At 61.5% G+C, this 26,176-nt stretch carries 21 protein-coding genes and 2 tRNA genes; 22 read left to right on the top strand and 1 reads right to left on the bottom strand.

The genetic code is table 11. The features are described from left to right. Nucleotides 1-137: 137 nt before the first annotated feature. Entirely contained in the window at nt 138-1,352 is a 1,215-nt protein-coding gene (locus FFA61_RS07115; RefSeq protein ID WP_005963495.1) for a pyridoxal phosphate-dependent aminotransferase, read from the bottom strand. 611 nt (nt 1,353-1,963) lie between these two features. Between FFA61_RS07115 and FFA61_RS07110 the strand changes: the two genes are divergently transcribed. From FFA61_RS07110 to FFA61_RS07010, 22 genes are all read left to right on the top strand, one after another. Next, nucleotides 1,964-2,039: transfer RNA gene (locus tag FFA61_RS07110), tRNA-Trp, on the top strand. 25 nt (nt 2,040-2,064) lie between these two features. Continuing rightward, nucleotides 2,065-2,358 carry a preprotein translocase subunit SecE gene (secE, locus tag FFA61_RS07105; RefSeq protein ID WP_005963496.1) on the top strand — a complete coding sequence of 98 codons (294 nt, stop codon included), beginning with the start codon at nt 2,065-2,067 and terminating at the stop codon, nt 2,356-2,358. Nucleotides 2,359-2,451: 93 nt separating this feature from the next. Further along, complete coding sequence (gene nusG, locus FFA61_RS07100; RefSeq protein WP_005963498.1) at nt 2,452-3,201, top strand: transcription termination/antitermination protein NusG; 750 nt, start codon at nt 2,452-2,454, stop codon at nt 3,199-3,201. Nucleotides 3,202-3,351: 150 nt separating this feature from the next. Continuing rightward, nucleotides 3,352-3,783: a 50S ribosomal protein L11 gene (gene rplK / locus FFA61_RS07095; RefSeq protein ID WP_005963500.1), complete on the top strand. Its 432-nt coding sequence runs from the start codon at nt 3,352-3,354 to the stop codon at nt 3,781-3,783. A gap of 72 nt (nt 3,784-3,855) precedes the next feature. Continuing rightward, nucleotides 3,856-4,560 carry a 50S ribosomal protein L1 gene (gene rplA, locus FFA61_RS07090; protein WP_005963502.1) on the top strand — a complete coding sequence of 235 codons (705 nt, stop codon included), beginning with the start codon at nt 3,856-3,858 and terminating at the stop codon, nt 4,558-4,560. 561 nt (nt 4,561-5,121) lie between these two features. Next, nucleotides 5,122-5,295: a hypothetical protein gene (locus tag FFA61_RS09205; RefSeq protein WP_005963506.1), complete on the top strand. Its 174-nt coding sequence runs from the start codon at nt 5,122-5,124 to the stop codon at nt 5,293-5,295. A gap of 93 nt (nt 5,296-5,388) precedes the next feature. Continuing rightward, the gene (gene rplJ, locus FFA61_RS07085) at nt 5,389-5,910 is read left to right on the top strand and encodes a 50S ribosomal protein L10 (RefSeq protein ID WP_005963508.1); all 522 of its coding nucleotides are present in this window, start codon (nt 5,389-5,391) and stop codon (nt 5,908-5,910) included. A gap of 102 nt (nt 5,911-6,012) precedes the next feature. Then, nucleotides 6,013-6,396 carry a 50S ribosomal protein L7/L12 gene (gene rplL / locus FFA61_RS07080; RefSeq protein ID WP_040314080.1) on the top strand — a complete coding sequence of 128 codons (384 nt, stop codon included), beginning with the start codon at nt 6,013-6,015 and terminating at the stop codon, nt 6,394-6,396. A 1,115-nt stretch (nt 6,397-7,511) separates the two neighbouring features. After that, a tRNA-Asn gene (locus FFA61_RS07075) sits at nt 7,512-7,583 on the top strand. A gap of 1,052 nt (nt 7,584-8,635) precedes the next feature. Next, nucleotides 8,636-10,156, top strand: a complete 1,521-nt coding sequence (locus FFA61_RS07070; RefSeq protein WP_005963513.1) for a sugar ABC transporter ATP-binding protein — start codon at nt 8,636-8,638, stop codon at nt 10,154-10,156. Continuing rightward, nucleotides 10,153-11,169 (top strand): ABC transporter permease, encoded by a 1,017-nt coding sequence (locus FFA61_RS07065; RefSeq protein WP_005963515.1) that lies wholly within the window; start codon nt 10,153-10,155, stop codon nt 11,167-11,169. The genes FFA61_RS07070 and FFA61_RS07065 overlap by 4 nt, the downstream gene beginning before the upstream one ends. 109 nt (nt 11,170-11,278) lie before the next feature. Then, nucleotides 11,279-12,316, top strand: a complete 1,038-nt coding sequence (locus FFA61_RS07060) for an ABC transporter substrate-binding protein (RefSeq protein ID WP_040313629.1) — start codon at nt 11,279-11,281, stop codon at nt 12,314-12,316. A 111-nt stretch (nt 12,317-12,427) separates the two neighbouring features. After that, on the top strand, nt 12,428-14,188 hold the full coding sequence (locus FFA61_RS07055) for an L-fucose isomerase (protein WP_005963518.1): 1,761 nt from the start codon (nt 12,428-12,430) through the stop codon (nt 14,186-14,188). Between the two features lie 248 nt (nt 14,189-14,436). Further along, complete coding sequence (locus FFA61_RS07050) at nt 14,437-15,846, top strand: rhamnulokinase (RefSeq protein WP_005963519.1); 1,410 nt, start codon at nt 14,437-14,439, stop codon at nt 15,844-15,846. Then, nucleotides 15,821-16,816 (top strand): LacI family DNA-binding transcriptional regulator, encoded by a 996-nt coding sequence (locus FFA61_RS07045; protein WP_005963520.1) that lies wholly within the window; start codon nt 15,821-15,823, stop codon nt 16,814-16,816. Before FFA61_RS07050 ends, FFA61_RS07045 begins: the two co-directional genes overlap by 26 nt. A gap of 49 nt (nt 16,817-16,865) precedes the next feature. After that, entirely contained in the window at nt 16,866-17,297 is a 432-nt protein-coding gene (locus FFA61_RS07040) for an RbsD/FucU family protein (RefSeq protein WP_005963521.1), read from the top strand. Nucleotides 17,298-17,589: 292 nt separating this feature from the next. Continuing rightward, the gene (locus FFA61_RS07035) at nt 17,590-18,336 is read left to right on the top strand and encodes a DeoR/GlpR family DNA-binding transcription regulator (RefSeq protein WP_040314082.1); all 747 of its coding nucleotides are present in this window, start codon (nt 17,590-17,592) and stop codon (nt 18,334-18,336) included. Nucleotides 18,337-18,346: 10 nt separating this feature from the next. After that, nucleotides 18,347-19,681 (top strand): dihydrolipoamide acetyltransferase family protein, encoded by a 1,335-nt coding sequence (locus FFA61_RS07030; RefSeq protein ID WP_005963526.1) that lies wholly within the window; start codon nt 18,347-18,349, stop codon nt 19,679-19,681. A 27-nt stretch (nt 19,682-19,708) separates the two neighbouring features. Further along, on the top strand, nt 19,709-21,076 hold the full coding sequence (gene lpdA, locus FFA61_RS07025; RefSeq protein WP_005963528.1) for a dihydrolipoyl dehydrogenase: 1,368 nt from the start codon (nt 19,709-19,711) through the stop codon (nt 21,074-21,076). Between the two features lie 34 nt (nt 21,077-21,110). Continuing rightward, nucleotides 21,111-23,561 carry an alpha-ketoacid dehydrogenase subunit alpha/beta gene (locus FFA61_RS07020; protein ID WP_005963530.1) on the top strand — a complete coding sequence of 817 codons (2,451 nt, stop codon included), beginning with the start codon at nt 21,111-21,113 and terminating at the stop codon, nt 23,559-23,561. Between the two features lie 219 nt (nt 23,562-23,780). Next, entirely contained in the window at nt 23,781-25,082 is a 1,302-nt protein-coding gene (locus FFA61_RS07015; RefSeq protein ID WP_005963531.1) for a hypothetical protein, read from the top strand. A gap of 46 nt (nt 25,083-25,128) precedes the next feature. Next, a complete protein-coding gene (locus tag FFA61_RS07010; protein WP_040313630.1) occupies nt 25,129-26,148 on the top strand; it encodes an SDR family NAD(P)-dependent oxidoreductase in 1,020 nt (339 codons plus the stop codon). The last annotated feature ends 28 nt before the right edge of the window (nt 26,149-26,176 follow it).

Below are 26,176 nucleotides of genomic sequence, written 5' to 3'. Positions count from 1 at the left end.
AGGGCGAGACGAGAAGTGCTTCCCGCCTCGCCCTCGTGCGCCGCAGCGCCCCCTGTCTGGGCAAGCGTGTTTTCCGGCTCAGGCAATCGCGTTACCAGGACACAACCGCGGCCGCTTCAGCCTTCAGCCCACGCAGATCACTGCGCTTCTGCGAGGAGGCTCTGAACCCGGCTGACGCCTTCGACGAGGTCGTCATCTGAAAGTGCGTAGGACAGACGCAGGAACCCAGAGGGACCGAAAGCCTCACCTGGGACGAGCGCGACCTCGACCTCGTCGAGGATGAGATTGGCGAGCTCCGCGGAGGAAGTCGGGACCGTGCCTCGAATGCGCTTGCCGAGAATGCCCTCGACGCTGGGGTAGGCGTAGAAAGCACCCTTGGGAGTGGGGACCGTCATGCCCTCGATTTCAGAGAGCATGGAGATCATGGTGCGGCGACGACGATCGAAGGCCTTGCGCATCTCATACACGGCGTCGAGGGGACCTGAGATGGCTTCGAGGGCGGCCCGCTGCGCGATATTCGAAACATTCGAGGTCAGGTGCGATTGGAAGGAGGTCGCGGCTTTGACCACGTCTCCCGGGCCGATCATCCAGCCGACTCGCCAACCGGTCATCGCGTAGGTCTTGGCGACTCCATTGAGGACGAGACTCTGATCGGCGAGTTCGGGAACGAGCTTGACGATATGAGCGGGCTCGGCATCCTCGTATAAGAGATGCTCGTAGATCTCATCGGTGATCACCCAAATGCCGTGCTCGAGGGCCCACTCGCCGATCGCCTTGGTTTCGGCGGGGGTGTAGACGCTGCCCGTCGGATTCGAAGGCGAGCAGTGCAGGAGGACCTTCGTGCGCTCGGTGCGTGCAGCTTCGAGTTGTTCGACGCTGACCTTGTAGTCCTGCTCGGCGCCGGCGAAAACGGGGACGGTGACGCCGCCGGCGAGTTTGATGACCTCGGGGTAGGTCGTCCAGTAGGGGGTCGGCAGGAGGGCCTCGTCGCCAGGGTCGAGGATGGAGGCGAATGCCTGGAAGACGGCCTGCTTGCCGCCGTTGGTCACGAGAATCTGAGTGGGATCGACCTCGTATCCGGAGTCTCGCAGAGTCTTTTCGGCGATTGCCGAGCGCAGCTCGGGCAGACCAGCGGCGGGCGTGTAGCGGTGCATCGCGGGTTCGCGGGCAGCGCGCACGGCCGCTTCGACGATCGGTTCTGGGGTCGGGAAATCGGGTTCGCCCGCACCGAATCCGATGACGGGGCGTCCCTGGGCTTTGAGGGCTTTGGCCTTCGCGTCAACGGCAAGGGTGGCCGAAGGAGTGATGGCAGCGAAACGTGCGGAGATCCGCGAACGAGGGCGTGTGCTCATGCCTCCATCGTCGCATGAGCGAGAAGGTGGTGGAAGGGTGAACCGAGATATGAGCGGGGACGCATGTCGATGCCGAGGACTGGGAAGCGGGAGTATGGTTCGAGCGCGTGTGGGCGTAAGGCTCCTTGGCGGGAGGCTCCTTGGTGCTGTAGCCGGTCATATTGCCTGTGGACGTAGTCGTCTAGGTGTCGCCTGGGCGCTCGCGGATGGCGGGCATCTTGCGACGTATAGAAAATGAAAAGCCGTACCTCGCCCATCTTCGGCGCATTTTTCTGGCATGAAAAAGCCTTGTATGGAGGCCCTGAATATATGCCCCCCAGGGAAGTATCGGGCCATTCGACTCCACGCCAGTGTGCGTGCGTTCGTATGTGAATGAAGGGGTGATTGTAGAGGGGTGGGCGTGTCTGTCTGTGGGCCGCCTCAAGGGGTGCACAGAGCTGGCTCGAGCACGAGGGAGCCGCCTGAAGGCGCGCCCAGTTTTACCTGTATCGCCGTGCGGGCACGTCTGAAACTGTGTGTGCCTCCCCAAATCCCGCCGGCGAGCCCGGCTGGATTGGACACCTTCAGAGCTTGCCGATACTCTTGGGCCTGCGGATCGGCAGATCTGCAGTAGGGCAGTGGCGCAATTGGTAGCGCACCGGTCTCCAAAACCGGCGGTTGTGGGTTCGAGTCCCGCCTGCCCTGCCAGAACGAAAGGTGACAGGAGGCTCTCATGGCACACACGATGGCCGGGGACGTTTCCGGGCCCGCGGATCGTACGAAGTCCGGACCTACCAGGGCTCGCGATGCGTCTTCGCAGGAATCACAGAAGAAGCCGAATATCTTTCGTCGTATCTGGGTCTTCATCACTCAAGTGATCGCCGAGATGAAGAAGGTCACCTACCCGACTGGGGAAGAGACTCAGACCTACTTCGTGGTCGTCATCGTTTTTGTGGCGGCAATCATGGCTTTCACCGGGCTTCTTGATCTGGGATTCGGTAAACTGAACGCATTGATCTTCGGCTGACGCCGAACGGACCCGCCCGCAGGAATCTGCAGGCGGGTTTCTTCTACGAGCCGTCAGCCCCGAGAGTCGGATATCCGGCGCCAGGAGGAATGCGTGAACGAGGACAAGAACTCAATCGAGTTCGAGGACGAGACCGAGCAGTCGCTCAATGCCGCTGAAGAAGCTGCCGTCGAAACTCCCACGGAGAAAGCAGCCGACACTGCCCCTGAAGCTGAAAAGGACAGTGCCCAGGAGGCTGTTGATCCCCTCGAGGCTTTCCGCCGCGAGATCATGATGATCCCGGGTGACTGGTATGTGATCCACACCTACTCGGGTCATGAGCGCAAGGTGAAGGCGAATCTTGAGCAGCGCATCGCCAGCCAGAACATGGAGGAGAAGATCTTCCGTGTCGAGGTGCCCGACGAGTACATCAACGAGTTCAAAGGCTCGGTGAAGAAGAGGGTGCGCCACGTCCGCATCCCCGGGTACGTCGTTGTCTGCATGGACTTCGACGATGACTCTTACCGCGTCGTGAAAGACACCCCCGCCGTCACCGGCTTCGTGGGCGATCAGCATAACCCGGTTCCTCTCTCCACCGACGAGGTCGTCGACCTCCTCAAGTTCAACATCCTCGAAGAGGCCGGGCCTCAGGCTGCTCCGGCTGCCGCCGTCAAGGAAGAGATCCGCGTGGCCTTCGAAACCGGCGAGGTCGTGTCCATCGTCGAGGGGCCTTTCGAAGGAATGGAAGCGACAATCTCGCAGATCCTTCCCGAGGCTCAAAAGCTCAAGGTCCTCGTCACGATCTTCGAGCGCGAAACCGAGCTCGAACTCGCTTTCGAACAGGTCACCAAACGCGAGGAGTGACCTCCGGCACCCGGACTTGGGAACGGGCTCGGGTGCGCGATATCATCAACATTCGTGCGTACTGGGTTCACTGTGCCTTCAAGCCGGTGAACGATCGTACGTCCGCGACGGCGACCGTCGTCGCGGAACAGAGAAAGAAAGACCCGAAACATGGCACCGAAGAAGAAGGTCACCGGCCTGATCAAGCTTCAGATCGCAGCCGGCGCCGCCACCCCCGCTCCGCCGGTCGGCCCCGCACTGGGCCAGCACGGCGTGAACATCGTCGAGTTCACGAAGGCCTACAACGCTGCGACCGAGTCGCAGCGCGGCTCGATCGTCCCGGTCGAGATCACGGTCTACGAGGACCGCTCTTTCACCTTCGTCCTCAAGACCCCTCCGGCCTCTGAGATGATCAAGAAGGCTGCGGGCGTCCAGAAGGGCTCCGGCACCCCGAACACGGCGAAGGTCGGTTCGATCAGCATGGACCAGGCCCGCGAAATCGCGCAGGCCAAGATGGTCGACCTCAACGCGAACGACATTGAGGCCGCCACCAAGATCGTCGCCGGCACCGCCCGCTCCATGGGCATCACCGTCACCGACTGATCCCCCCAGACCAAATCCCAGTGGTAGGGCAGGCGCTGCCCGGAACCCACGACTGCAAGGAGAAGAAGCAGCATGACGAAGCGCTCCAAGAGCTACCGCGCCGCAGCGGAGAAGATCCACGCGGGCGTCCTCTACACCCCTCTCGAGGCCATGAAGCTGGCCAAGGAGACCACCGTCACCAAGTTCGATTCGACCGTTGAGGTCGTCCTGCGACTCGGTGTCGATCCTCGTAAGGCCGATCAGATGGTGCGCGGCACCGTCTCCCTGCCGCACGGCACCGGCAAGACCGCCCGGGTCTTGGTCTTCGCCGTTGGCGAGCGCGCGCAGGAAGCAATCGACGCCGGAGCTGACGAGGTCGGCGGCGACGAACTCATTGAGAAGGTCGCCAAGGGCTACACCGACTTCGATGTCGCCGTTGCCACCCCGGACCTCATGGGCAAGGTCGGCCGCCTCGGCCGCGTCCTCGGCCCCCGAGGCCTCATGCCGAACCCGAAGACCGGCACGGTCACCATGGACGTCGCGAAGGCGATCAAGGAGATCAAGGGCGGTCGTATCGAGTTCCGCGTCGATAAGCACGCAAACCTCGCGTTCATCGTCGGCAAGGTGTCCTTCACGGCCGAGCAGCTGGCGGAGAACTACGCGGCGGTCCTCGAAGAGGTCCTCCGCTTGAAGCCGGCCGCAGCCAAGGGCCGCTACATCTCCAAGGCGACCGTCTCCACCACGATGGGTCCGGGTATCCCCGTTGACCCGACGAAGACGAAGAACGTCGCTGAGTGATCTCCTGATTTTTTCGGGATTCATTTTTGAAGTTCGCGGGGCGAAAGCTGAGTGCTTTCGCCCCGCGAATCTTGTGTTTGCCGCTTAGTTGCCCGTGTACATGGAGGGCTCTTTCGAAGTAGCCTCAGGCCCTTGCCCGTGACTCACCTGTGCGAAAGCCTGAAATGGCTGGCATCCCTCCCTATCTGCTAAGGAAGAATGAGCTGTTCAGGCGCATTGGGGCAAGTGGTACCGAGCCTTCCCTCGTTAAGAGCAAGAACGTCGTCACATGCGAATGACAGCCGCAGCCTGCATGTGGCGAGGTCTTGATCAACGCGAAGCTCAGCGTCGCTGGCGGATGCTGCAGAAGAGTCGCGACATATCCCTGAGACTGAACCGAAAGGGTCGCATCGCGCGCGGATGCTGCCTCCAGCCACCCTGTGGCCAGGGAAGCCATCTCGAAGGCTCCCGTCGCGTGGATGCGCCGTGCCCGCACTTTATGATGACCAATGGAAACCCGAAAAGCGCCGTCGCGTGCGAATAAGCGGCCTCGCACCATGAAGCCACGCCAAGGTGAACATAGTGCTGAGGCCCGGCGCCTACGAACTGATAGCTCGCACAAGCACGAGTGTCTGGTACCACAGGCCCGCGACTGGCGTCCTCGTCCTCGTCGCTGGTAGCCTGCAAAGGCCGAAGACCGTCGGATACTCGGGTGACCGGGTACGAAATGCGAAAGCAGCCGACGCAGGTGAGTGAGTCGCCCCAGGGTGACACGGACATTCATGCCCGACACGATCCTGCGTGTCGGGCATTCGCATTGTCCGGGGTCAACTATCTGGAAGGAGGACCATGGCGAGGTCTGACAAGGTGGCAGCGGTTGCTGAACTCGTGGAGCGTTTCCGCGCGTCTGACGCCGTCCTGCTGACCGAATATCGCGGCCTGACCGTTGGCCAGCTCAAGCAGCTGCGTCGCGGACTGGGCGACAACGCGAGCTACGCCGTGGTGAAGAACACGCTGGCGCGCCTCGCGGCCAAGGAGGTCGGACTCGACTTCCTGGCTGAGGACCTCAAGGGTCCGACGGCGATCGCTTTCGTCTCCGGTGAGCCCGTCGAGGCCGCCAAGGCGCTGCGTGATTTTGCCAAGGAGAACCCGAAGCTCGTCCTGAAGTCGGGCGCGATGGACGGCGCTGCGCTGTCCGTTGAGGGTGTCAAGAAGCTTGCGGATCTCGAATCCCGCGAGGTGCTGCTAGCCAAGGCCGCTGGCGCGCTCAAGGGCAAGATGTCCCAGGCGGCGTACGCATTCAACGCACTGCCCTCCAAGGCTGTGCGCACCATCGACGCTCTGCGCGAAAAGCAGGGCGAAGCGGCCTGACGCGACAGGCCCCGGAAGAATCGGCAGCCCGAGCTGCGAAATTCGTCCGGAACACTCCACATATCTGCTCGCGAAGCAGGCCCAATAGGAAGGATGCCGATCATGGCAAAGCTCTCCAACGACGAGCTCATCGAAGCTTTCAAGGAAATGTCCCTCATCGAGCTCTCTGACTTCGTCAAGCTCTTCGAAGAGACCTTCGACGTCACCGCCGCCGCTCCGGCCGCCGTGGCCGTTGCCGCCGCCCCGGCCGGCGAAGCCGCTGCTGAGGAAGAAAAGACGGAGTTCGAGGTCGTCCTCGAGTCCGCCGGCGAAAAGAAGATCGCGGTCGTCAAGGCTGTCAAGAACCTCACCGGTCTTGGCCTCAAGGAAGCCAAGGATCTCGTTGACGGCGCCCCCTCGACCATCTTCGAGAACGCCAAGAAGGAAGACGCCGAGAAGGCCAAGGCTGATATCGAAGAGGCCGGCGGCAAGGTCACCCTTAAGTGATCCTGCTCCCTTAGTGAGACTCTGAGATTCTTGCGAGGGGATGGTTCTCGACGATTCATCGTCTTCGGTGCCCCGGGAGGAGTAACTCCTCCCGGGGCACCATCTTGTGTGTGCCGTTTGGTGTGTCTGGGTTCCGTCGCCGTCAGGGGAAAGTACGAGCTTAGTGTGTAAGTAGAAGTGTCGTAGTGCCTGACGGTCTTGGAAGCGTCTAGGGGGAAACGCGAGTTCAGCGGAGGCGGGAGTCTCGTTTTGCTTTGGATCGAAGGGTTCAAGGAGACCTCTGCCGAGCTTGCGAGCCGCTTCTTCTTGCGAGCTTCTGCCCGGTGCGCTGGGACCAGGGTGCATCCAAAGATCGAAGTCAGCGCACGGAACACCTTGTGCCCAGCGCGCTAATGGGCAAGGTAGGCTCACTCCCGGCCGTTTCGGCCTTCCTAGCCTCTGCTCGGCGCGCTAGGGCCAGGGGACTTGCTTTGGCGAAGAGCGGGATCATAAGTGCTTCTGCCCGCTGCGCTAGCGGCCAGGCTACCGCTTGACTGAAGAAGCATTCTCTGGCGTGTCGTTCGGGCTTGAAAAGGGGAGTGCTGTGCCTGCTTGTTGCGGGGTCTCCATCTTTTTCACGGACAGCGCCCAAACGCCACCCCGAAGACTCACTACGACACTGTGAGGAGCAACACTGGGTGCAGGGCGCTTGGTCGACCCCAGTCATGATCTCAACGTTCTCCTTTCCGACTCACCTCCGCCGAGAGCACAATCGGGGTTGTTGTGCGCGTTTGGATGCTAACTCGGAGGACCCTCAATGGGTTTTCGGCGGTGCTCGTCACCTTTCAATTCTGCCGAAAGCACAATCGGGGGACGCGAACAGGGTGAATGGTGCTCGGGGGTGGGTGAGCCCGGCGGAGAGCACTTAGGAGCGGTCAAGCATCTGTGTTGGTGCCTGAAGGACGAGGGCGGGGGAGAATCGTGCTGAGAGCAGGGAATCGATGGGATCCGCTTGGAACGCTTCGAGCATCGCCTTTCGGGAGGGGCGGTACCGATTGGATAGTAGGCGTGGCGTGAACCACCGTCCCCAGATTTGCCAAGATCGAGGCTGCTCGGCCATACTTGTCAGGTCGCAATCCCGCGTAGCTCAACGGCAGAGCATCCGACTGTTAATCGGACGGTTACTGGTTCGAATCCAGTCGCGGGAGCGTAAAGAGCCCGGTCATCACAGATGGCCGGGCTTAACTCGTGTTTTCCCCGTTGCCGTGTCGAGATCATGGGGATGCAGGCCGCAGAGGTGCATGGCATTTTCCGTCGCGGCGCACTGATTGGGGCGGCATAGACCTTGGCAGGGGATGCTCGCGGAGAAGACTTCTCCCCCTGAGGGGCGGGGAGAAGTGTGCAGATCCCCGCGTCTCTCGTCGATATCGGGACTTCTCCCCCTGTGAGGGGGCGGGGAAAAGTGTTCCCGTCGCGTTCCGAAGCATCGGAGTTTGCTTTCTCCCCCAGAGGAGCGGGGAGAAGTCGCTGGGATGAGCGTCCAGAACATCATGAGCGCCTCCTTCCCCCTGGGCGCTGGAGGGAAATAGACACCCGAGGACTGTGATGAGCTCCCGCGAGCCCCAGTCCCCGGAGGCTGGGGGTTGGGGACCGTTCTGCAGACGCTGGTGGGGGGTTCCTCCCAGTCCCTGGAGGGTAGGGGCTGGGACGGCAAGCTCCATCACGACAGCCCCCAAGCCTCAATCCCCGCTGGGGGCGGGGTTGGAGTGGTCGAGGAGATAGGGGGTGAGCCACTTCGTGCCTCCAGTTCACGAGCGCGGGGTTGGAGTAGGCGCATAAGCGGCTTTAAGGTGCCGGAACCACCACCTAGGAGCCTCTTTCCTATGTCAGCGATCCACAAGTCGAACCTGATAGCCCGGAGTAAAGAAGAAACCCCAGGTCGAGGTCGGAAATCTGCCTGTTATGCGTGGCCTGTGTCCGACTTGTGGGCGTGCCTGAGCCTGCGGGGCCTGCTGTATGGGGGTTGTGTCCGACTTGTGGGCATCTCTGAGCCTGCGATGCCGTGTGCTCCACCACAAATCGTTAGCGGTAACGATTGGGTAACGAGGTGCCGTCCTCGATTTTGTTGATGCTTCCAAGTGTCGTACGCTTGCCCTACACCAATGAAGGTGATCGTCGTAACCCGTTTCGTTAGCGTTAACGAGTTGTGGCTTACAAAACTCCGGACACATAGCCGTGGCCGGTACCCGAGGGGTGAAAAGTGACGAACTTGCTTGAGTTGAAGGGGATCTCCAAGACCTTCCCCGGTGTGAAGGCGTTGTCCGATGTGGACCTCGACCTTCGTGCCGGCGAGATCCTGGGACTCTGCGGTGAGAATGGCGCCGGTAAATCGACGCTCATGAAGGTACTCACCGGTATTCACAAGGCAGATCCGGGAGGTGAGATCTGGCTGCAGGGTGAGAAGGTGAATCTCAAGGGGCCGAACCACGCGCGTGACCTTGGGCTGAGCATTATCCATCAGGAGCTCAATATCATTCCCGACCTCACGGTCGCTCAGAACCTTTATATCGGTCGCGCAGGCTCCCACCAGGGTGGCTATATCAACGACCGTAAGATGGTAAGGGATGCCAAGGCCCTTTTCGAGCGCCTGAACATGGATCTCAACCCGAACGACGTGTGCCGTGACCTCACCGTTGCTCGCCTGCAGATGCTTGAGATCGCCCGAGCCCTCTCCTACGAGGAAACGAAGATCCTCGTCATGGACGAGCCTACTGCGCCGCTCACGACCACCGAGACGGAGTCCCTCTTCGAACTCGTTCGTAACTTCATCACCCCCGAAACCGGCCTCATCTTCATCACCCACCGCATGCCCGAGCTTAAGGAACTCACCAACCGCATTTCCGTGCTCCGCGACGGCCAATACGTGGGAACTGTCGAAACCGAAACGACCCCCTTGTCCGAGGTCATTCGCCTCATGGTCGGGCGCGAGGTCCCCGCCGACGCTCGTCCCACAACCCGCCCCCTCTCCGATGAAGCAGTCCTCAAAGTCGAGCACCTTTCCACGAAAAAAGCCGTCCACGACGTCTCCTTCGAAGTGAAGAAGGGCGAGATCTTCGGCTTTGCCGGCCTCGTCGGCGCAGGCCGCACCGAGGTCGCCCGTGCTTTGTCGGGAGCCGATCCTCATACCGAAGGCGAGATCACCATCAACGGTAAGAAAGTCTCGATCCGCAACGCCGCAGACGGTGTGAAGTACGGCATTGGCTATCTCTCCGAAGACCGCAAGCAATACGGCCTCCTCCTCGACAAATCGATCGCCTTCAACACCGCGCTCGCCGCGATGGACCGCTTTACAACGGGCGGCATCATCAACGGCAGGAAGATCACCAAGGTCGCTCGAGACTACGTCGAAAAGCTGCGCACCCGCACCCCGAGCGTCGAAGCCGAACTCCGCTCCCTCTCTGGCGGCAACCAGCAGAAGGTCGTCATCGCGAAGTGGCTCGTGCGCGACTCGGACATTTTGATCTTCGATGAACCGACTCGAGGCATCGATGTCGGCGCTAAGGATGAGATCTACACCCTCCTTGAGGAACTCGCCAGGCAAGGCAAAGCGATCATCGTGATTTCATCCGAATTGCCAGAGGTTCTGCGCCTCGCGAATCGAGTTGCAGTCATGGCCCACGGGCGCATCATTGGCACCCTCGACAATGAGGTCGCCACCCAGGAAAACATCATGGAACTGGCCACCGTCGGTCAGGAAGAAGCGAATGGAGTAGTCGCGTGACCACCGCTACCGTCAAGGCGCAGCAGCCCACCAATCCGGTGGCCGCCTTCATCAAGTCCAACATGCAGCTCGTGATGGTCTTCATTGCATTGGTGATCATCTATGCGTACTTCATGTTCGCAGCCCCGAACTTCGCTCAGGCGAAGATCTTCACCGACATCCTCTTGCAGGCCGCATACATCGGTGTCATGGCGCTGGGTGCGACCTTCGTCATCGCAACTGCCGGTATTGATCTGTCCGTCGGCACCGGCATGACTCTCGTCGCAGTCATGGCGGGCGTCTTCTTGTCAGCCGATTGGATGAACCTCCCCCTGGGAGTCGGCCTGATCCTCGTTCTCCTCTTCGGTGCCTTCGTCGGCCTCATCAACGGCGTGAACATCTCGATCCTCGGCCTTCCTCCCTTCATCGCCACACTCGCGATGATGATGGTCGCCCGCGGCCTCGCGCTCATCATCTCTGACAAGTCCACGATCTCGATCGCGAATAAGGATTACATCGCCCTGTCGACCGGCAGCCTTTTCCCGACCGTCGGGGGCGCCACATTGACGAATGCCGCCCTCATCTTCGTCCTGCTCACCATCCTCGCCGCCTTCCTCCTGTCCAAGACGCTCTTGGGCCGCTACGCTCTCGCAATCGGCTCCAATGAAGAGGCGACGCGTCTTTCGGGCGTGAACGTGCGCCTGTGGAAGGTCATCATCTACGTTGTCGCCGGTGTCTTCATGGCGATCGGCGCGATCCTCTACTCCGCGCGCTTCGGATTCGTCCAGCCCGCTGAAGGCGTTGGCTTCGAACTCAACGTCATCGCAGCAACCGTCATCGGCGGCACCTCGCTCTCCGGCGGTCGCGCCTCAATCCCCGGTGCCCTCCTCGGTGCGCTCATCATGGAGACCCTGAAGAAGGGCCTGACGATGATGGGCGTCGCCTCCGAATGGCAGCTGGTTGTCACCGGTGTCGTCGTTCTCCTCGCAGTCTTCATCGACAACATCCGTCGAGCCCGCGAAAACGCCGCCTGATCCTCGAGATCTTTCCCAAGGGACATCGTCGTCCACACAACAACGGACATCGCCGTCCACACAACACAGGGCAGACAAAGGTCTGACCGCCCCCATGAAAGGAATACACATGCGCCCCATCGGACGTATCGTCGCCGTCGCCGCCGCCGGTTCCATGGCCTTCGGCCTCGCCGCCTGCTCGACCTCCACCGACTCGGCCGCTAGCGACACCGCCGCCGCAGACAAGAGCGGTGCTTCTGAGACCGTCACGGAATCGACTGAGGTGCCCAAGGGCGATGGCTCCAAGACCATCTACCTCGTCTCCAAGGGCTTCCAGCACCGCTTCTGGCAGGCAGTGAAGGAAGGTGCAGAACAGGCCGGTACCGAGTTCAACTACAAGATCCAGTTCGTCGGCCCCGACGATGAGACGAAGGTGACCCAGCAGCTCGACCAGCTCCAGGCTGCCCTCGACACGAAGCCTGCAGCCATTGGCCTCGCGGCCCTCGATTCGGGCGCTGCGGGCCCTCTCCTCACCCAGATTGAATCTGCCGGGATTCCTCTCGTTGCGTTCGACTCCGGTGTCGACTCCGACCTTCCGCTCACCACGGTTTCGACCGACAACTACGCAGCCGCTGAAGAGGCCGCAAAGCACATGATCGAGCTCCTCGATGGACAGAAGGGCACCGTTGGCCTCGTCTGCCACGATGCGACCTCCACCACCGGCAAGCAGCGCTGCGAGGGCTTCAAGAACTACTTCGAGAAGAACGCTCCCTCCGGCCTCAAGCTCCTCGATGAGCAGATCGCAGGCGAGGTCGGCAAGGCCGCCGATACCTCGAAGGCCATCATCCAGGCGAACTCCGACATCGTCGGCATGTACGGCTCGAACGAGGCCGCAGCCTCCGGTGCGATCCAGGGTGCCACCGAGTCCGGTAAGAAGCTCGTCGTCGTCGGCTTCGACTCCGGCAAGACCCAGATCAACGCGATCAAGGACGGCTCTCAGGCGGGTGCTGTGACCCAGGCTCCCAAGCTCATGGGCTACAAGACCGTGACCGCCGCCATTCAGGCGATCAACGGAATCGCGCTGCCGAAGACCATTGACTCCGGCTTCTACTGGTACGACAAGTCCAACATCGATTCGGACGAGATCAAGCCGAACCTCTACGAGTGAGCGTGAAGGGGCGGGCCTTTTCACAGGCCCGCCCCTGCCACTCGCATCTGGAATCCGAGGGGTGTGGCCACCCCGCTGTCTAAGGAACAATCGATTAAGGAAACACAGACAATGACTGATCACCCCCGTATCGGAATCCGCCCCGCAATTGACGGACGTCGTCAGGGCGTGCGCGAGGCGCTCGAAGAGCAGACCATGAATATGGCGAAGGCCGTCGCCGAGCTCTACACTGCTAACCTGCGCTACACCGACGGCACCCCGGTTGAATGTGTCATCGCCGACACTACGATCGGCCGCGTCCATGAAGCCCAAGCCTGCGCTGACAAGTTCCGCAAGAACGATGTCGGTCTGACCATCACCGTCACTCCCTGTTGGTGCTACGGCACCGAAACCACCGACATGGATCCCGCAATGCCGCACGCCATCTGGGGCTTTAACGGTACGGAGCGTCCCGGTGCCGTCTACCTTGCCGCAGCTTTGGCCGGATACGCGCAAATGGGCATCCCCGCTTTTGGCATCTACGGCAAGGATGTGCAAGACGGCGACGACAATTCCATTCCCGAGGACGTTCGCGCTCGTCTCCTTGACTACGCAACCGCAGGCCTCGCCGTTGCTCAGATGAAGGGCAAGTCCTACCTGTCCATGGGCGGTGTCGCCATGGGTATTGCGGGCTCCATGGTTGATCCCTCGTTCTTCGGCCCCTACCTCGGCATGCGCAATGAGTACATTGACATGTCCGAGTTCACTCGCCGCATCGAAGAGGGTATCTACGATCCGGAGGAGTACGAGAAGGCATACGCGTGGATTCGTGAGAACCTCACCCTCGGCAAGGACTGGAACCCCGAAGAATGGCAGAAGCCTGAGCAGTTCGAGGACTGGTGGAAGTTCGTCACGAAGATGACGCTCATTGGCCGTGATCTCATGCAGGGCAACCCTCGCCTCGCCGAACTCGGTTTCGAAGAAGAGGCCGGTGGCCACGGCGCAATCGCTGCGGGCTTCCAGGGGCAGCGCCAGTGGACCGATCACTTCCCCAATGGCGATGTCATGGAGACTTTGCTCAACACCAACTTCGATTGGAACGGGCCGCGTCAGCCCAATGTCCTCGCCACCGAGAACGACTCGCTCAACGGTGTGTCGATGCTCTTTAACTACCTGCTGACCAATACGCCTCAGATCTTCTCCGATGTTCGCACCTACTGGAGCCCGGAAGCCGTTGAGCGCGTCACCGGCTGGAAGCCCGAAGGCCGCGCTGCGGTCGGCTTCCTCGACCTGCGCAACTCGGGCTCGACGACCCTGGATGGGGCTGGCAAGGCGACCCGTGATGGCAAGAACGTCATCAAACCCTGGTGGGAGATCACCGAAGATGACCAGAAGGCGACTCTCGAGGCCACAACCTTCCATCCGGCTTCGACTGGCTACTTCCGCGGTGGCGGTTTCTCGACCCACTTCCGCACTTCCGGCGAAATGCCTGTCACTATGGTGCGCATCAACCTCGTGAACGGAAAGCCCTACCTCCAGATCGCCGAAGGGTGGACGGTTGAGCTGCCCGATGAGGTTGCGACCACGATCGAAGAACGGACGAACATCGAGTGGCCCACGACCTGGTTCGTTCCGAACCTCACAGGTGAGGGCGCTTTCAAGAGCGTCTACGACGTGATGAACAACTGGGGTGCGAACCACGGTGCGATCTCCTACGGACACATCGGTTCGAGGCTCATCACCCTCGCATCGATGCTGCGCATCCCGGTCAATATGCACAATGTCCCTGAGGATCAGGTCTTCCGTCCGCGCGCCTGGTCTCTGTTCGGCACTGCCGATCCGGAGGGTGCCGACTACCGTGCCTGCGCGGAGTTCGGTCCGCTCTACCGCTGATTCATGATTGGTGGGTGGGCCCCGCCGAGGGGCCCACCCACCCTCGGATCGATTCGAAGACGAATCACCTCCGGCGCAAAGAAGCGCCTCACTTGGGCGCAGCGCCTACCTTGGGCGCACCGCCCAGTCGGACAGAGCATCTACCTTAGGTGCAGCGCCTAGCTCGGATACTGAAGCCTGGAGCCCAGTGTTTCACGCTCCCGGGTGAGAAGAAACGCCCCATCTCGACATCGAAAGGCAAGAGACACATGACCACTGCACTCGCAGTCGATCTCGGCTCGGCTTCGGGCCGCGTGATCGCGGGTACGATCCTTGACGGACGCCTTGAGGTGGAGGAGATTCACCGTTTCAAGCACCAGGCGACTCGTGATGATTCTGGCTCCTTGATCTGGGATGTCGACACGATGTGGGAGCAGACGCTCGAGGGATTGAAGAAGGCGGTCGCTCGCTTCCCCGACGCAGTCTGCGTTTCCGTTGACACCTGGGGCGTGGACTTCGTGCCCCTTGATGCGAAGGGGGAAAGATGCGGTGCTGCCCGCGCCTATCGTGATGAGCGCACCACCCGCACCCTCAAGGCGTTCCGTTCCCGCATTGATGACCGTTCTTTCTTCGAGATGTCGGGGAACCAGCCTGCGACGATTAACACTGCGAATCAGCTTTTCGCCTTCACCATCGAAGATCCTGAACTGGCCGAGCGGACGGAAAGTGTTCTATTCCTGCCTGACTACTTCGCCTGGAAACTCACCGGCGTGAAGGGATGGTCGCGTTCGATCGCTTCGACCTCGGGCCTGTGCGTTCCCGGAGCCTCGCGCTTCAACGATGACATGTTCGCGCGATTGGGGATCCCGCGCTCTTGGTTCGGCGAGCTCAACGATGATTTGAGCATTGTCGGGCCCTGCACCGTCCCGGGTCTTGAGGGGCTCAGCGTCGTCCGCGGTGGAGCCCATGACTCGGCCTGCGCCGTCCACGGCCTGCCCATTGACGAGGGCGTTCGCGCCTACTTCCTCTCGTGCGGATCCTGGTCCGTTCTTGGTGCACTCGAGGATCATGCGCTCATCAGCGATGCTGCTTATGAGCTCGGCGTGACGAACGAGTCTCGCACGGACGGGGGAGTGCGTCCTCTGTTCAATATCACCGGCATGTGGATCCTCCAGGAGATTCAGCGTCAGTGGGAGCGCGAAGGCACTCCCACCGACACGGATGAACTTGTCGCCCAGGCTCGAGAATGCGCGCCTTGCACGGCATTCTTCGACCCTGATGATCCACGTTTCGCCGAACCGGGGGAGATGCGAGAGAAGATCGATTCTGCGCTTGACGAGCAAGGAGCCCCTCATCCTTCCTCAATGCCTGAATATGTGCGCCTCATTATCGAATCCTTCGCCCGACGCTACGCCAGAGCAATTGATGAGCTTTCCGAGGTGACGGGCACTCGCCCTGAACAGCTCAATCTCGTTGGCGGAGGGGCCCGCAACCGTCTCTTGTGTGATCTGACCGCGAGTATTTCCGGCGTGACCGTGATCCGTGGCCCGATCGAGGCCTCCACCCTTGGTTCACTCATCGCCCAGCTTGAAACCCTCGGGCATCTCGATCCCGCCCAGCGCAGCGCATTCATTGCGAAAACAGCGAAGACCCATGTCCACGCGCCCTCCAAGCCCTAAGAAGGTCTCTCTCGCTGACGTTGCGGCCAACGCCGGAGTCTCCACGAACACAGTTTCGCGCGTCGTTCGAGGAGACCCGGAAGTCGCGGATGCGACGAGGGCGAGGATCTCCGCTCTCCTCGATGAGATGGGATATCGGCCAAATTATGCGGCCCGGGCACTCGCATCGAAGAAGACGGGCGTCTTGCACGTTCTGCTTGCCGCGCCGATGTTCCATGGGCACGGCAGAGTCCTGCTCTCCGTCCTCAATGCGGGTTCTGAAGCCGGGTATCACGTCTCCTTGTCGAACGCATACCGTCCCGATGGTGCGCTGCACACGCAGGTCGCCCCCTTTGACGTGGACGGGGTCGTGATTCTGGCCGGCCAGGATCCGAGTGTTGAGCTTGCGATTGAGATCGGTAAGAGGATTCCCACCTGCCTGCTCTTGTCCTCGGAGAAGAATCTCGAGGGGATTTCGACGGCGTCCATTGACAATGTTCGAGGCTCGAGGCTAGCAGCTGAGCATCTCTTGCGTCAGGGGGTGTCCGATATCGTGCATATCGCCGGACCTCGGAACTGGTCGGATGCGGTGATGCGGCGCCAGGGCTTTACGCAGGCCTGCGAAGAGGCGGGCGTGGAGGGCCAGGTGATTGAGTCCTTCTCGTGGAACGCTCACGATGGCTATGACGCGATGCGCTCCCTTTCGCATCTGCCTCAAGCGCTTCAATGTGCGAACGATCAACTCGCTTTGGGAGCGATGCGCCTCATTCATGAGCGCGGTGCCAAAGTCCCCGAGGATGTGCGCGTCGTCGGTTTCGATGATGTTGATGGCGCCGACTGCTATACGCCGCCCCTGACGACGATCCGTCAGCCCTTCGACCGCTTGGGGCGCACTGGGGTGCGTCTTGTGCGTTCACTCATGGAGGGCGGCAGGGCTGAGGATGTCACCATTGATCCAGAACTCGTGATCCGGGCGAGTTCGACTCTCTAAGACCCCTTGTGTAACTGAACAAGAATCCCCCTCAGGAGAAAGGCCCGCCATGATCTACGGCTCAATGACTCATCCCCAGCTGCTGCGCGCGCTCGCCGCAGCCGGACACGGTTCGAAGATCCTACTCGCAGATGCGAACTACCCGCACACGACCGGAGTCTCCCCGCGCTGTGAGCTCGTCTCTTTGAACTTCGCCCCTGGCATGCTTGATGTCGTCCAGATCCTCGAGGTCTTGAAACAGGTGTGCCCGATCGAAAAGGCCGAGATCATGGTTCCGGCTCCCGATGCTCCCCAGGTGCAGATCCCGATCCATGAGGAGTTCAAGGCCCAGCTGCCCGACACCGAGTTCGCTGAACTGTCCCGTTTTGATTTCTATGATGCCGCCCGCAGTGAGGACGTCGGCATTATCGTCGCGACCGGTGAGCAGCGTCTCTACGGCAATCTGCTGCTCACTGTGGGAGTTCGCATGCCTGGACAGTGAGCTCTGTCGGCCTGCTTCTCACTCATCATAGGGAAGGAAAAGCTTTCGCTTGCTTTTCTTTTTCAGGATCACCCCCTTCGGATAGGTTTCGCCCCGAAGGGGGTGATCTCATTCCTGAGAAAACCGTGCAATAAAGCCGAAAAAATGATGTGGAGCAGGTTCTTCGCCCTTCATCTAAGGCAGGTGGATTTGAGGGGAAATGTGCGCTTGTGCACTTTCGATTTCTTGGCTAAACTCGCTGTAGCGGAAGCAAAGCGATAGTTTCTCGAAGGCTCACGAAGAGGTGATGGGTGTGGGGCGTCCAGAGCGCACGAGCTACATCCTCGATTGCCTCGCCATGAACGGCGAGGTCAGCGTCAGTGCCCTCGCCGAGGATCTTGACGTCTCTCTCGTCACCATCCGCACCACCTTGAAAGAACTCGAAGACGAGGGCTACCTCGTTCGCACGCACGGAGGAGCCAGGCCGACCGCCTACCGTAATATCCACCTGCGCCAGAACGACCGCATTAAGGAGAAAGAACGGATTGCGCGCGCCGCCGCCGCCATGATCCGTGACGACGACCGCATCATGATCGAAGCGGGTACGACCTGCTCCCTCGTGGTCAAGTACCTCACCGGCAAACGCGGGATCCAGGTCGTGACGAACTCTCTCCTCGTTTTTCAAAACGCTCGCCCGAACCCTCACATCACTGTGACCCTTACGGGCGGGCGCTTCCACCCTGAAACCGAATCCCTTGTCGGACCGGTTGCAGAAAAGTCCATCACGGACTTCAACGCACGCCTCGTCTTCCTCGGCACCGATGGTTTCTCCGTCGAACGGGGTTTGACGACCCAGCTCGTCGAGGGCGGCCATATCGGCGCCCTCATGAGCAAACGCACCGAGGAAACCTGGCTGCTGAGCGACTCGTCAAAATACGGGCGAGCCGGCTTCGTTAGCTTCATGGGAGTCGAGGACGTCACCGGGATCATCACCGACGACGCCCTTTTGGAAGAACCACAAAAGGAACTGAGCGAGCGCACGCAATTGCGCATCGTCTAGGAGGAAACACATGGCCACCATCGTGGTGATGCCCCAGCTGGGCAACTCTGTAGAGTCATGCATTATCGTCGAATGGCTCGTCTCCGAAGGTGACACGGTCGCCGTCGATCAGACGCTGTGCTCGATCGAAACCGACAAATCCACCATGGAGGTTCCCAGCACCGACGCTGGGACCGTCTTGAAGCTCCTGTGGGCCGAAGGCGACGAAGTCCCCGTCAAGGACCCGCTCATCATCCTCGGTGAAGCCGGTGAAGACATCTCCGCCCTCGTGCCCTCCGATTCCGCTGCCGAAGAAGCCTCCGCCCCCCAAGACTCCCCAGAGGCCGAAGTCCCCGAGGCCCCCGCCCCCTCCTTCGCCACTACAGCCGCCAGCGGCGCCGTCTCCCCCAGAGCACGCGCCCTCGCAGGCTCCAAAGGCATCGACACCTCCTCCATTGCCGAGGGTTCAGGCCCCCACGGGCGCGTTATCGAACGCGATGTCCAGGCCGTCATCGCCCAGGGCCCCGCCTACACCTCCGCCGCCACCCAACTCGGCGGCACCGCAGCAAGCGGCACAGGCCTTGGCGGACGAGTCACCACCGCCGACCTCCTCAAGCCCGCCCCCCAGGCCCCGGCCCCTCTCGCGGTTACGAGCGCGGACTTCCCGGGTGCATCCACCACGGAAAAGCTCAAGGGCGTCCGCAAGGTCGTCGCCCAACGCATGATGGCCTCCCTGCAGGAAAGCGCCCAGCTCACCCTCAACACCTCCGCGAACGCTCAAGGTCTTCTCGCGCTGCGCAAGAAACTCAAGAACGCCGAGGAGTCCCTGGGCCTTGGCAAGATCACCCTCAACGACCTCGTCTGCTACGCGGTCGTCAAGACCTTGCCGAAGTACCCCGCCTTCAACGCGACCCTCGAGGGCCTGGACTTTACCCTCTTCGAACAGGTCCACCTCGCCTTCGCGGCCGACACCCCGCGAGGACTCCTCGTCCCGGTCATCCGCTCCGCGCAATCCCTCTCCCTCAAGCAGTTCTCCGCTGAAGCCAAGCGTCTCGCCTCCGAAGCCATTGAAGGCACCATCGCCCCCGACTACCTGTCCGGTGGCACCTTCACCGTGACGAACATCGGTTCCTTCGGGATCGAGTCCTTCACCCCCGTGATCAACCGCCCGCAGACCGCCATCCTCGGCGTCGCCGCCATCACGCCCCGCCCCGTCGTCACCGCTGAAGGCGAAATCGGAGTCGAGCAGCGTCTGGGCCTGTCCCTCACGATCGACCACCAGGTCATCGACGGCGCAGACGGCGCCCGCTTCCTCAAAGACCTCGTCCGGGCGATCGAAAACATCGACGTCACGGTTCTCGCCTGAAACTCATTTAAAGGAGAAAACTGAGTCATGACTGAGACGAACTTCGACGTCATCGTTCTAGGAGCGGGCCCCGGCGGCTACCTCGCCGCCGAACGACTCGGACACGCCGGAAAGAAGGTCGTGCTCATCGAAGAGCAGTACCTCGGTGGCACCTGCCTGAACGTTGGCTGCATCCCGACCAAGACCCTGCTCGCCGGTGCGAAGAACTACCTCCACGCTAAGGAGGCCACGACCTTCGGCGTCAATGTGGAAGGCCTCGCCCTCGACTGGGGCCGCCTGCAGGACTGGAAGAACACAGTCGTCAAGGGCCTCGTGTCGGGAGTTGCCGCCACCGAGAAACGCGCCGGTGTCACCGTCGTTGAAGGGCGCGGACACTTCGACGCTCCCGGCAAAGTCAGTGTCAACGGTGTTCAATACACCGCAGAACACGTCATCATCGCGACGGGTTCTGTGCCCGCCGTTCCCCCGATCCCCGGAGTGAAAGACAACCCGGTGGTCGTCGATTCGACGGGCATCCTCTCCCTGCCTGAGGTGCCCAAGCGCCTTGCCGTCATCGGCGGCGGAGTCATCGGCGTCGAATTCGCATCCTTGTACTCGACCCTCGGCTCCGAGGTCACCGTCATTGAGATGACCCCCGAGATCCTGCCCTTCATGGATGATGACATGGCCGCCAGGATGCGCGCGGCGATGAAGGGCATCACCTTCGAGCTCGGCTGCCGCGTCGAATCTCTCGAGGGCACGACCATCCATTATTCGAAGGGCGAGGAGAAGAAGAGCCTCGAAGCGGATGTCATCCTCATGGCCGTCGGGCGTCGCAGCGCAACCCAGGGCTGGGGAGGTGAAGAAGCTGGACTCGAAATCAACCGCGGCATCGTCGTCGACGACTGCATGCGCACGAATCTGCCGAACGTCTGGGCCATTGGTGACGTCACCGGACGCTCCCTCCTCGCCCACGCCGCCTACCGCATGGGCGAGATCGCGGCAGCGAACATCCTCGACCCCCAAGCTTCCAAACGAGGCGAGGTCATGCGCTGGAACACCGTGCCCTGGGCGGTCTTCTCAATCCCCGAGGCCGCAGGCGTGGGCCTGACCGAATCAGCTGCCAAACGCGAAGGCCGAGACGTCCTCGTCGCGAAGGTGCCCGCCCAAATGTCGGGGCGCTTCATCGCGGAGAACGGTTTCAAAGCCACCGGAGAAGCGAAGATCCTCGTCGACCCGAAGACCCACCAGATCCTCGGCATCCACGTCCTGGGTGCCTACGCCGCAGAAATGATCTGGGGAGCTCAGGCCGTCCTCGAAATGGAACTCACCGTCGAAGACCTCCGTCAAGTCGTCTTCCCCCACCCGACCGTCTCCGAAGTCATTCGCGAAGCCGTCTGGGCCGTCAAACTCTGAATCTCTGATCCTTCCTCACGAAAGAAACAAGACAATGACTAAGTCACTCATCATTGATCCCGCGAAGGTGCGGGCGGCCGGGCGGGTCGAGTTCCCCGAGGTCCCCATCAACCAGTACGTTTTCGACCTCAACACGGAGCTCGAGCGCTACGGCGCCGAGGGCATGGTGAACATGCTCCACGACATGATCGTCGTGCGCACCTTCGAATCCATGCTCGACTCGATTAAGAAGACCGGCGAATGGCAGGGCATCGCCTACAACCACAAGGGTCCCGCCCACCTGGGCATCGGCCAGGAATCCGCCTATGTCGGCCAGGCCACGGTTCTCGCCCCAGAGGACTTCGTTTTCGGTTCGCACCGTTCGCACGGTGAGATCCTCGCGAAGTGCTACTCCGCGATGCGCCAGATCCCCGCAGATCAGCTCGAAGAGATCATGAAGAGCTTCCTCGGCGGCGAAACCCTGTCCTTCGCGGAGAAGATCAACTACGCGAACACGACTGAACTGACGGAGAACTTCATCCTCTTCGGCGCCCTCGCTGAGATCTTCGCCCGCAAGTCCGGCTTCAACCGCGGCCTGGGCGGCTCCATGCACACCTTCTTCCTGCCCTTCGGCTCCTACCCGAACAACGCCATCGTCGGCGGTTCGGCCCCGGTGGCCAATGGCGCGGCCCTCTTCAAGCGCATCAACCGCAAGCCCGGCATCGTCGTGTCCAATGTTGGCGACGCGGCCCTCGCCTGCGGCCCCGTCTGGGAGGCCATGAACTTCGCGTCCATGGACCAGTTCCGCACCCTGTGGCGTGAAGAGGACGGCGGCTACCCGCCGATCCTGTTCAACTTCTTCAACAACTTCTACGGCATGGGCGGCCAGACCTACGGCGAAACCATGGGCTATGACGTCCTCGCCCGCGTCGGAGCAGCCCTCAACCCCGAAGCCATGCACGCCGAGCGCGTCGACGGCATCAACCCCCTCGCCGTCGCGGACGCCGTGTCCCGTAAGAAGACGATCCTCGAGCAGGGACGCGGCCCCGTCCTCATGGACACGATCACCTACCGCTTCTCCGGACACTCGCCCTCGGACGCGTCCTCGTACCGCACGAAGGACGAGGTCGAACTGTGGGAGAACGTCGACTGCATCAAGGAATACTCCCAGCTCCTCATCTCCAATGGCCTCACCACTCAAGACGACATCGACGCCTACACCGAGGGCCTGACCGAGAAGCTCACGAAGGTGTTGCAGCTCGCGATCGACGAGGACAACTGCCCGCGCATCGCCGACGGCTACATTGACACCGTCATGTTCTCCAACACCCCCACGGAGAAGATGGAAGAGGGCGAAGCGGAGATCGACCTCGAAGCCAACCCGCGTGTCGCCGCTATCGCCCGTAAGGTTCGCACCGCGAAGGATGAGAACGGCAAGCCCGTCTCGAAGATGAAGATGTACCAGTTCCGCGACGGCCTTTTCGAAGCGATGCTCCACCGCTTCAAGGAGGACCCGACAATGGCGGCCTGGGGCGAGGAAAACCGCGACTGGGGTGGCGCATTCGCCGTGTACCGTGGCCTCACCGAGGCCCTGCCGTACCGTCGCCTCTTCAACTCGCCGATCGCCGAGGCTTCGATCGTCGGTGCCGGTGTTGGCTACGCAATGGCCGGCGGGCGTGCGGTCGTCGAACTCATGTACTGCGACTTCCTGGGCCGAAGCGGCGACGAGGTCTTCAACCAGATGGCCAAGTGGCAGTCCATGTCCGCAGGCCTGCTCAAGATGCCCCTCGTCTTGCGCGTCTCCGTCGGCAATAAGTACGGCGCCCAGCACTCTCAGGACTGGTCGGCCCTCACCGCCCACATCCCGGGCCTGAAGGTCTACTTCCCGACGACCCCGACGGACGCGAAGGGCATGCTCAACCTCGCCCTGCGCGGCACCGACCCGGTGGTCTTCTTCGAATCCCAGCTCCTCTACGACAAGGGCGAAGAATTCGAACCCGGCGGTGTTCCCGAGGGCTACTACGAGACTCCCGAGGGCGAACCGGCGATCCGCCGCGAAGGCAGCGACATCACGATCGCGGGCTACGGCGCCACAATGTACCGCGCCCTCGAAGCCGCCGAGGTCCTCCAGGAGAAGTACGGCATGAGCGCCGAGGTGATCGACCTTCGCTTCGTTGCACCTCTCAACTACGACAAGCTCATTGCCTCGGTGAAGAAGACCGGTCGCCTGCTCCTCACCTCGGATGCGGTCGAGCGCGGCAACTTCCTCAACACCGTTGCCGCGAATGTGCAGACCCTCGCCTTCGATGCGCTTGACGCGCCGATCGCGGTCGTCGGATCGCGTAATGGCATCACCCCCGGCCCCGAGTTGGAGTCCTACTTCTTCCCGCAGGTCGAGTGGATCATCGATGCGATCCACGAGCGCATCGTCCCGCTCCCGGGCCACACGCCCACGAGCAACCAGACCGAGGGCGAGATCGCTCGTCGCAACCGCCTCGGCCTGTGAGGCGCACCCGGTGGGTCGGGCATCCACCCCGACCCACCGGGCCCTGCCCTCGTCTCGCGCACGACGCGCGCCTTGAACGCCTCGGCCTGAAACGCACGATTCTCGGCTCCATCAGAGCGAATGCAGAGCCGACTCACGAAAGGGCAAAGACGCCCGATCCTCAAGCGGTCACCACCGCTTCCCCCTCCTACACCCTTGTCCCAGCGATGCGAGGAACCGATGGACGCCACGAACGATCCGAGTCTGAGCCAGCAGGAACGACTCGACGCCCTCGGGCAACTCATTGAGAGTGAGTCATTCCCCGAATGGGTTGCCGAGTCGAACAACCACATTCACACCTGCTACTCCTTCAGCCCCTACACGCCGACCGCCGCGGCATTGAACGCCCGCCGTGCCGGACTGAGGGTCGTCGGCTCCGTCGACCATGACTCCATTGCCGCCGCCCCCGAGATGACGGCCGCATGCCGAGCCCTTTCGATGGGCTCGGTCACCGGCTTCGAGATTCGCGCAGTCTTCGACTCCGAGGGCCCTTTGTCGACGCGTAAGCTCAACAACCCCGACTCCATGGGGATTGCCTATATGACGGTTCAGGGTGTTCCGGCGAAAGCCCGCGAAGAAGTCGGAGCATGGCTCGCCCCGAAGCGTGCCGCCCGCCTCGAACGCACCCTGAAAATGGCCGAGGTCGCAAACGAGATCCTCATCAACCTGGGCCTGGCTCCCTTCGACCCCGACAAGGACATGCTCGCCATCTCGCAGTACGCGAATGGTGGGGGTATTACTGAACGCCACCTGCTCGCCGCCATGGCGAGTGCCCTCATCAAAGGCTTCGGTAAAGGACCACAGCTCCTCGAGGGCCTGAAATCCATGGGGATTGCAATTCCCCCCTCCCTTGAGCAAGCCCTCAGCTCCGAAGAGAACCCGCACCTCATGTACGACCTCCTCGGAGTGTTGAAAGCCGAGTACCTTGAGCGCATCTACATTCAGCCGAGCGATGAACTCCCGAGTGCCGAAGAGGTCGTTGCTTTCGCCGACTCTATTGGCGCGATCGCGACCTACGCCTACCTCGGAGACGTCTTGGCATCTCCGACGGGAGATAAGAAGGCCGAGAAGTTCGAAGATGAATTCCTCGACGAACTTTTCGACGCCATGGAAGCTAAAGGGCTGCGCGCCGTCACCTACATGCCGCCGCGCAACACACCCGAACAGCTCAAACGAGTCCACGAACTCGCCGCCGCGCACGGGATGCTTGAAATCTCTGGGGTCGACATCAATCAGCCCCGTCAGAGTTTCAACTGTCCTGAACTGCGCCAACCCCAGTTCCGCGAGCTCAACGAGGCGACCTGGGCGCTCGTCGCACACGAGGCCCTGATGAATATCTCCCCGGACTTCCATCTGCTCGGGAAGAGGCGTCTCAGCCCAGAGGGGCTCGTCGCCCGGATCGCGGCCTACGCCCCACTGGGGCGGGCCATCGCCGATGGTGCCGATCCTGCTGAGATTGCGAAAACCGCTGCTCTCCTGTGAAAACTCAGACGCCGAAGACCACGTCGACATGACAAAGGACACGACAATGACCAACGCACCGCTCCTTCGGGGCCTCTTCCTTAACGCCCTTTCCCGTCCGGTGATTGTGCGCCAGACTGATCAGCCCGCGACGCTTGAACTCGGTGCTGATCTTCTCAGCGTCGACGCCCAGACTCTCAAGGATGTCGAATTGCCCGTCGTCGTCTCCACGGGTGAGGAGACCTACGAGGTGATCGCCACGAAGCGGGGCGAGCGTGAAATCTCCGGGCGCGTCGCCCTCGTCACCGGCGGAGCCCAAGGTTTCGGAGCCGAAATCGCCAAAGGCCTCGTCGAGCAGGGCTGTTTCGTGTACATCGCGGACCTCAACGCCGAGGGCGCGCTCGCGAAGTCGAAGGAACTCGGAAGCGAGACGACCCACCCGATCACAGTGAATGTCGCCGACGAGGAGTCCGTCGCCGCGATGAGTGAAGAGATCGAAAGAATCACCGGAGGCATTGACCTCGTCGTGTCGAATGCGGGCATCGTTCGCGCAGGCTCCGTCCTCGAACAGGATGCTTCCGCTTTCCGTCTGTCCACGGACATCAACTATGTTGCCTTCTTCCTCGTGACGAAGCACCTTGGTGGTGTGCTGAGTCGTCAGCATGCCACCTCGGGCGCCTGGTTGACCGACATCATTCAGATCAACTCGAAGTCCGGGCTCGTCGGCTCGAATAAGAACGCGGCGTACGCGGGTTCGAAGTTCGGCGGCATTGGACTCGTCCAATCCTTCGCCCTCGAGCTCGTTGAACATGGGGTGAAGGTCAACGCCATCTGCCCGGGTAACTTCTACGACGGGCCGTTGTGGTCCGACCCGGAGCGCGGACTCTTCGTCCAATACCTCAAGTCCGGCAAGGTTCCCGGTGCGAAGACGGTCGCGGACGTCAAGGAGTTCTACGAGGCGAAGGTCCCGATGCGCCGCGGAGCTTCGGGCATTGATGTGCTGCGCGCGATCTACTACATCGTCGAACAAGCCTATGAGACCGGCCAGGCTCTGCCCGTAACGGGCGGCCAGGTGATGATGAACTGAATCCTCATGAGAACGCGTGGGGTGCGCG

The organism is Schaalia cardiffensis F0333 (assembly GCF_005886435.1).
GTDB classification, from domain to species: Bacteria; Actinomycetota; Actinomycetes; order Actinomycetales; family Actinomycetaceae; genus Pauljensenia; species Pauljensenia cardiffensis.
The sequence above is the reverse complement of the archived record's forward strand: the minus strand, read 5'-3'. Positions and strand labels throughout refer to the sequence as shown.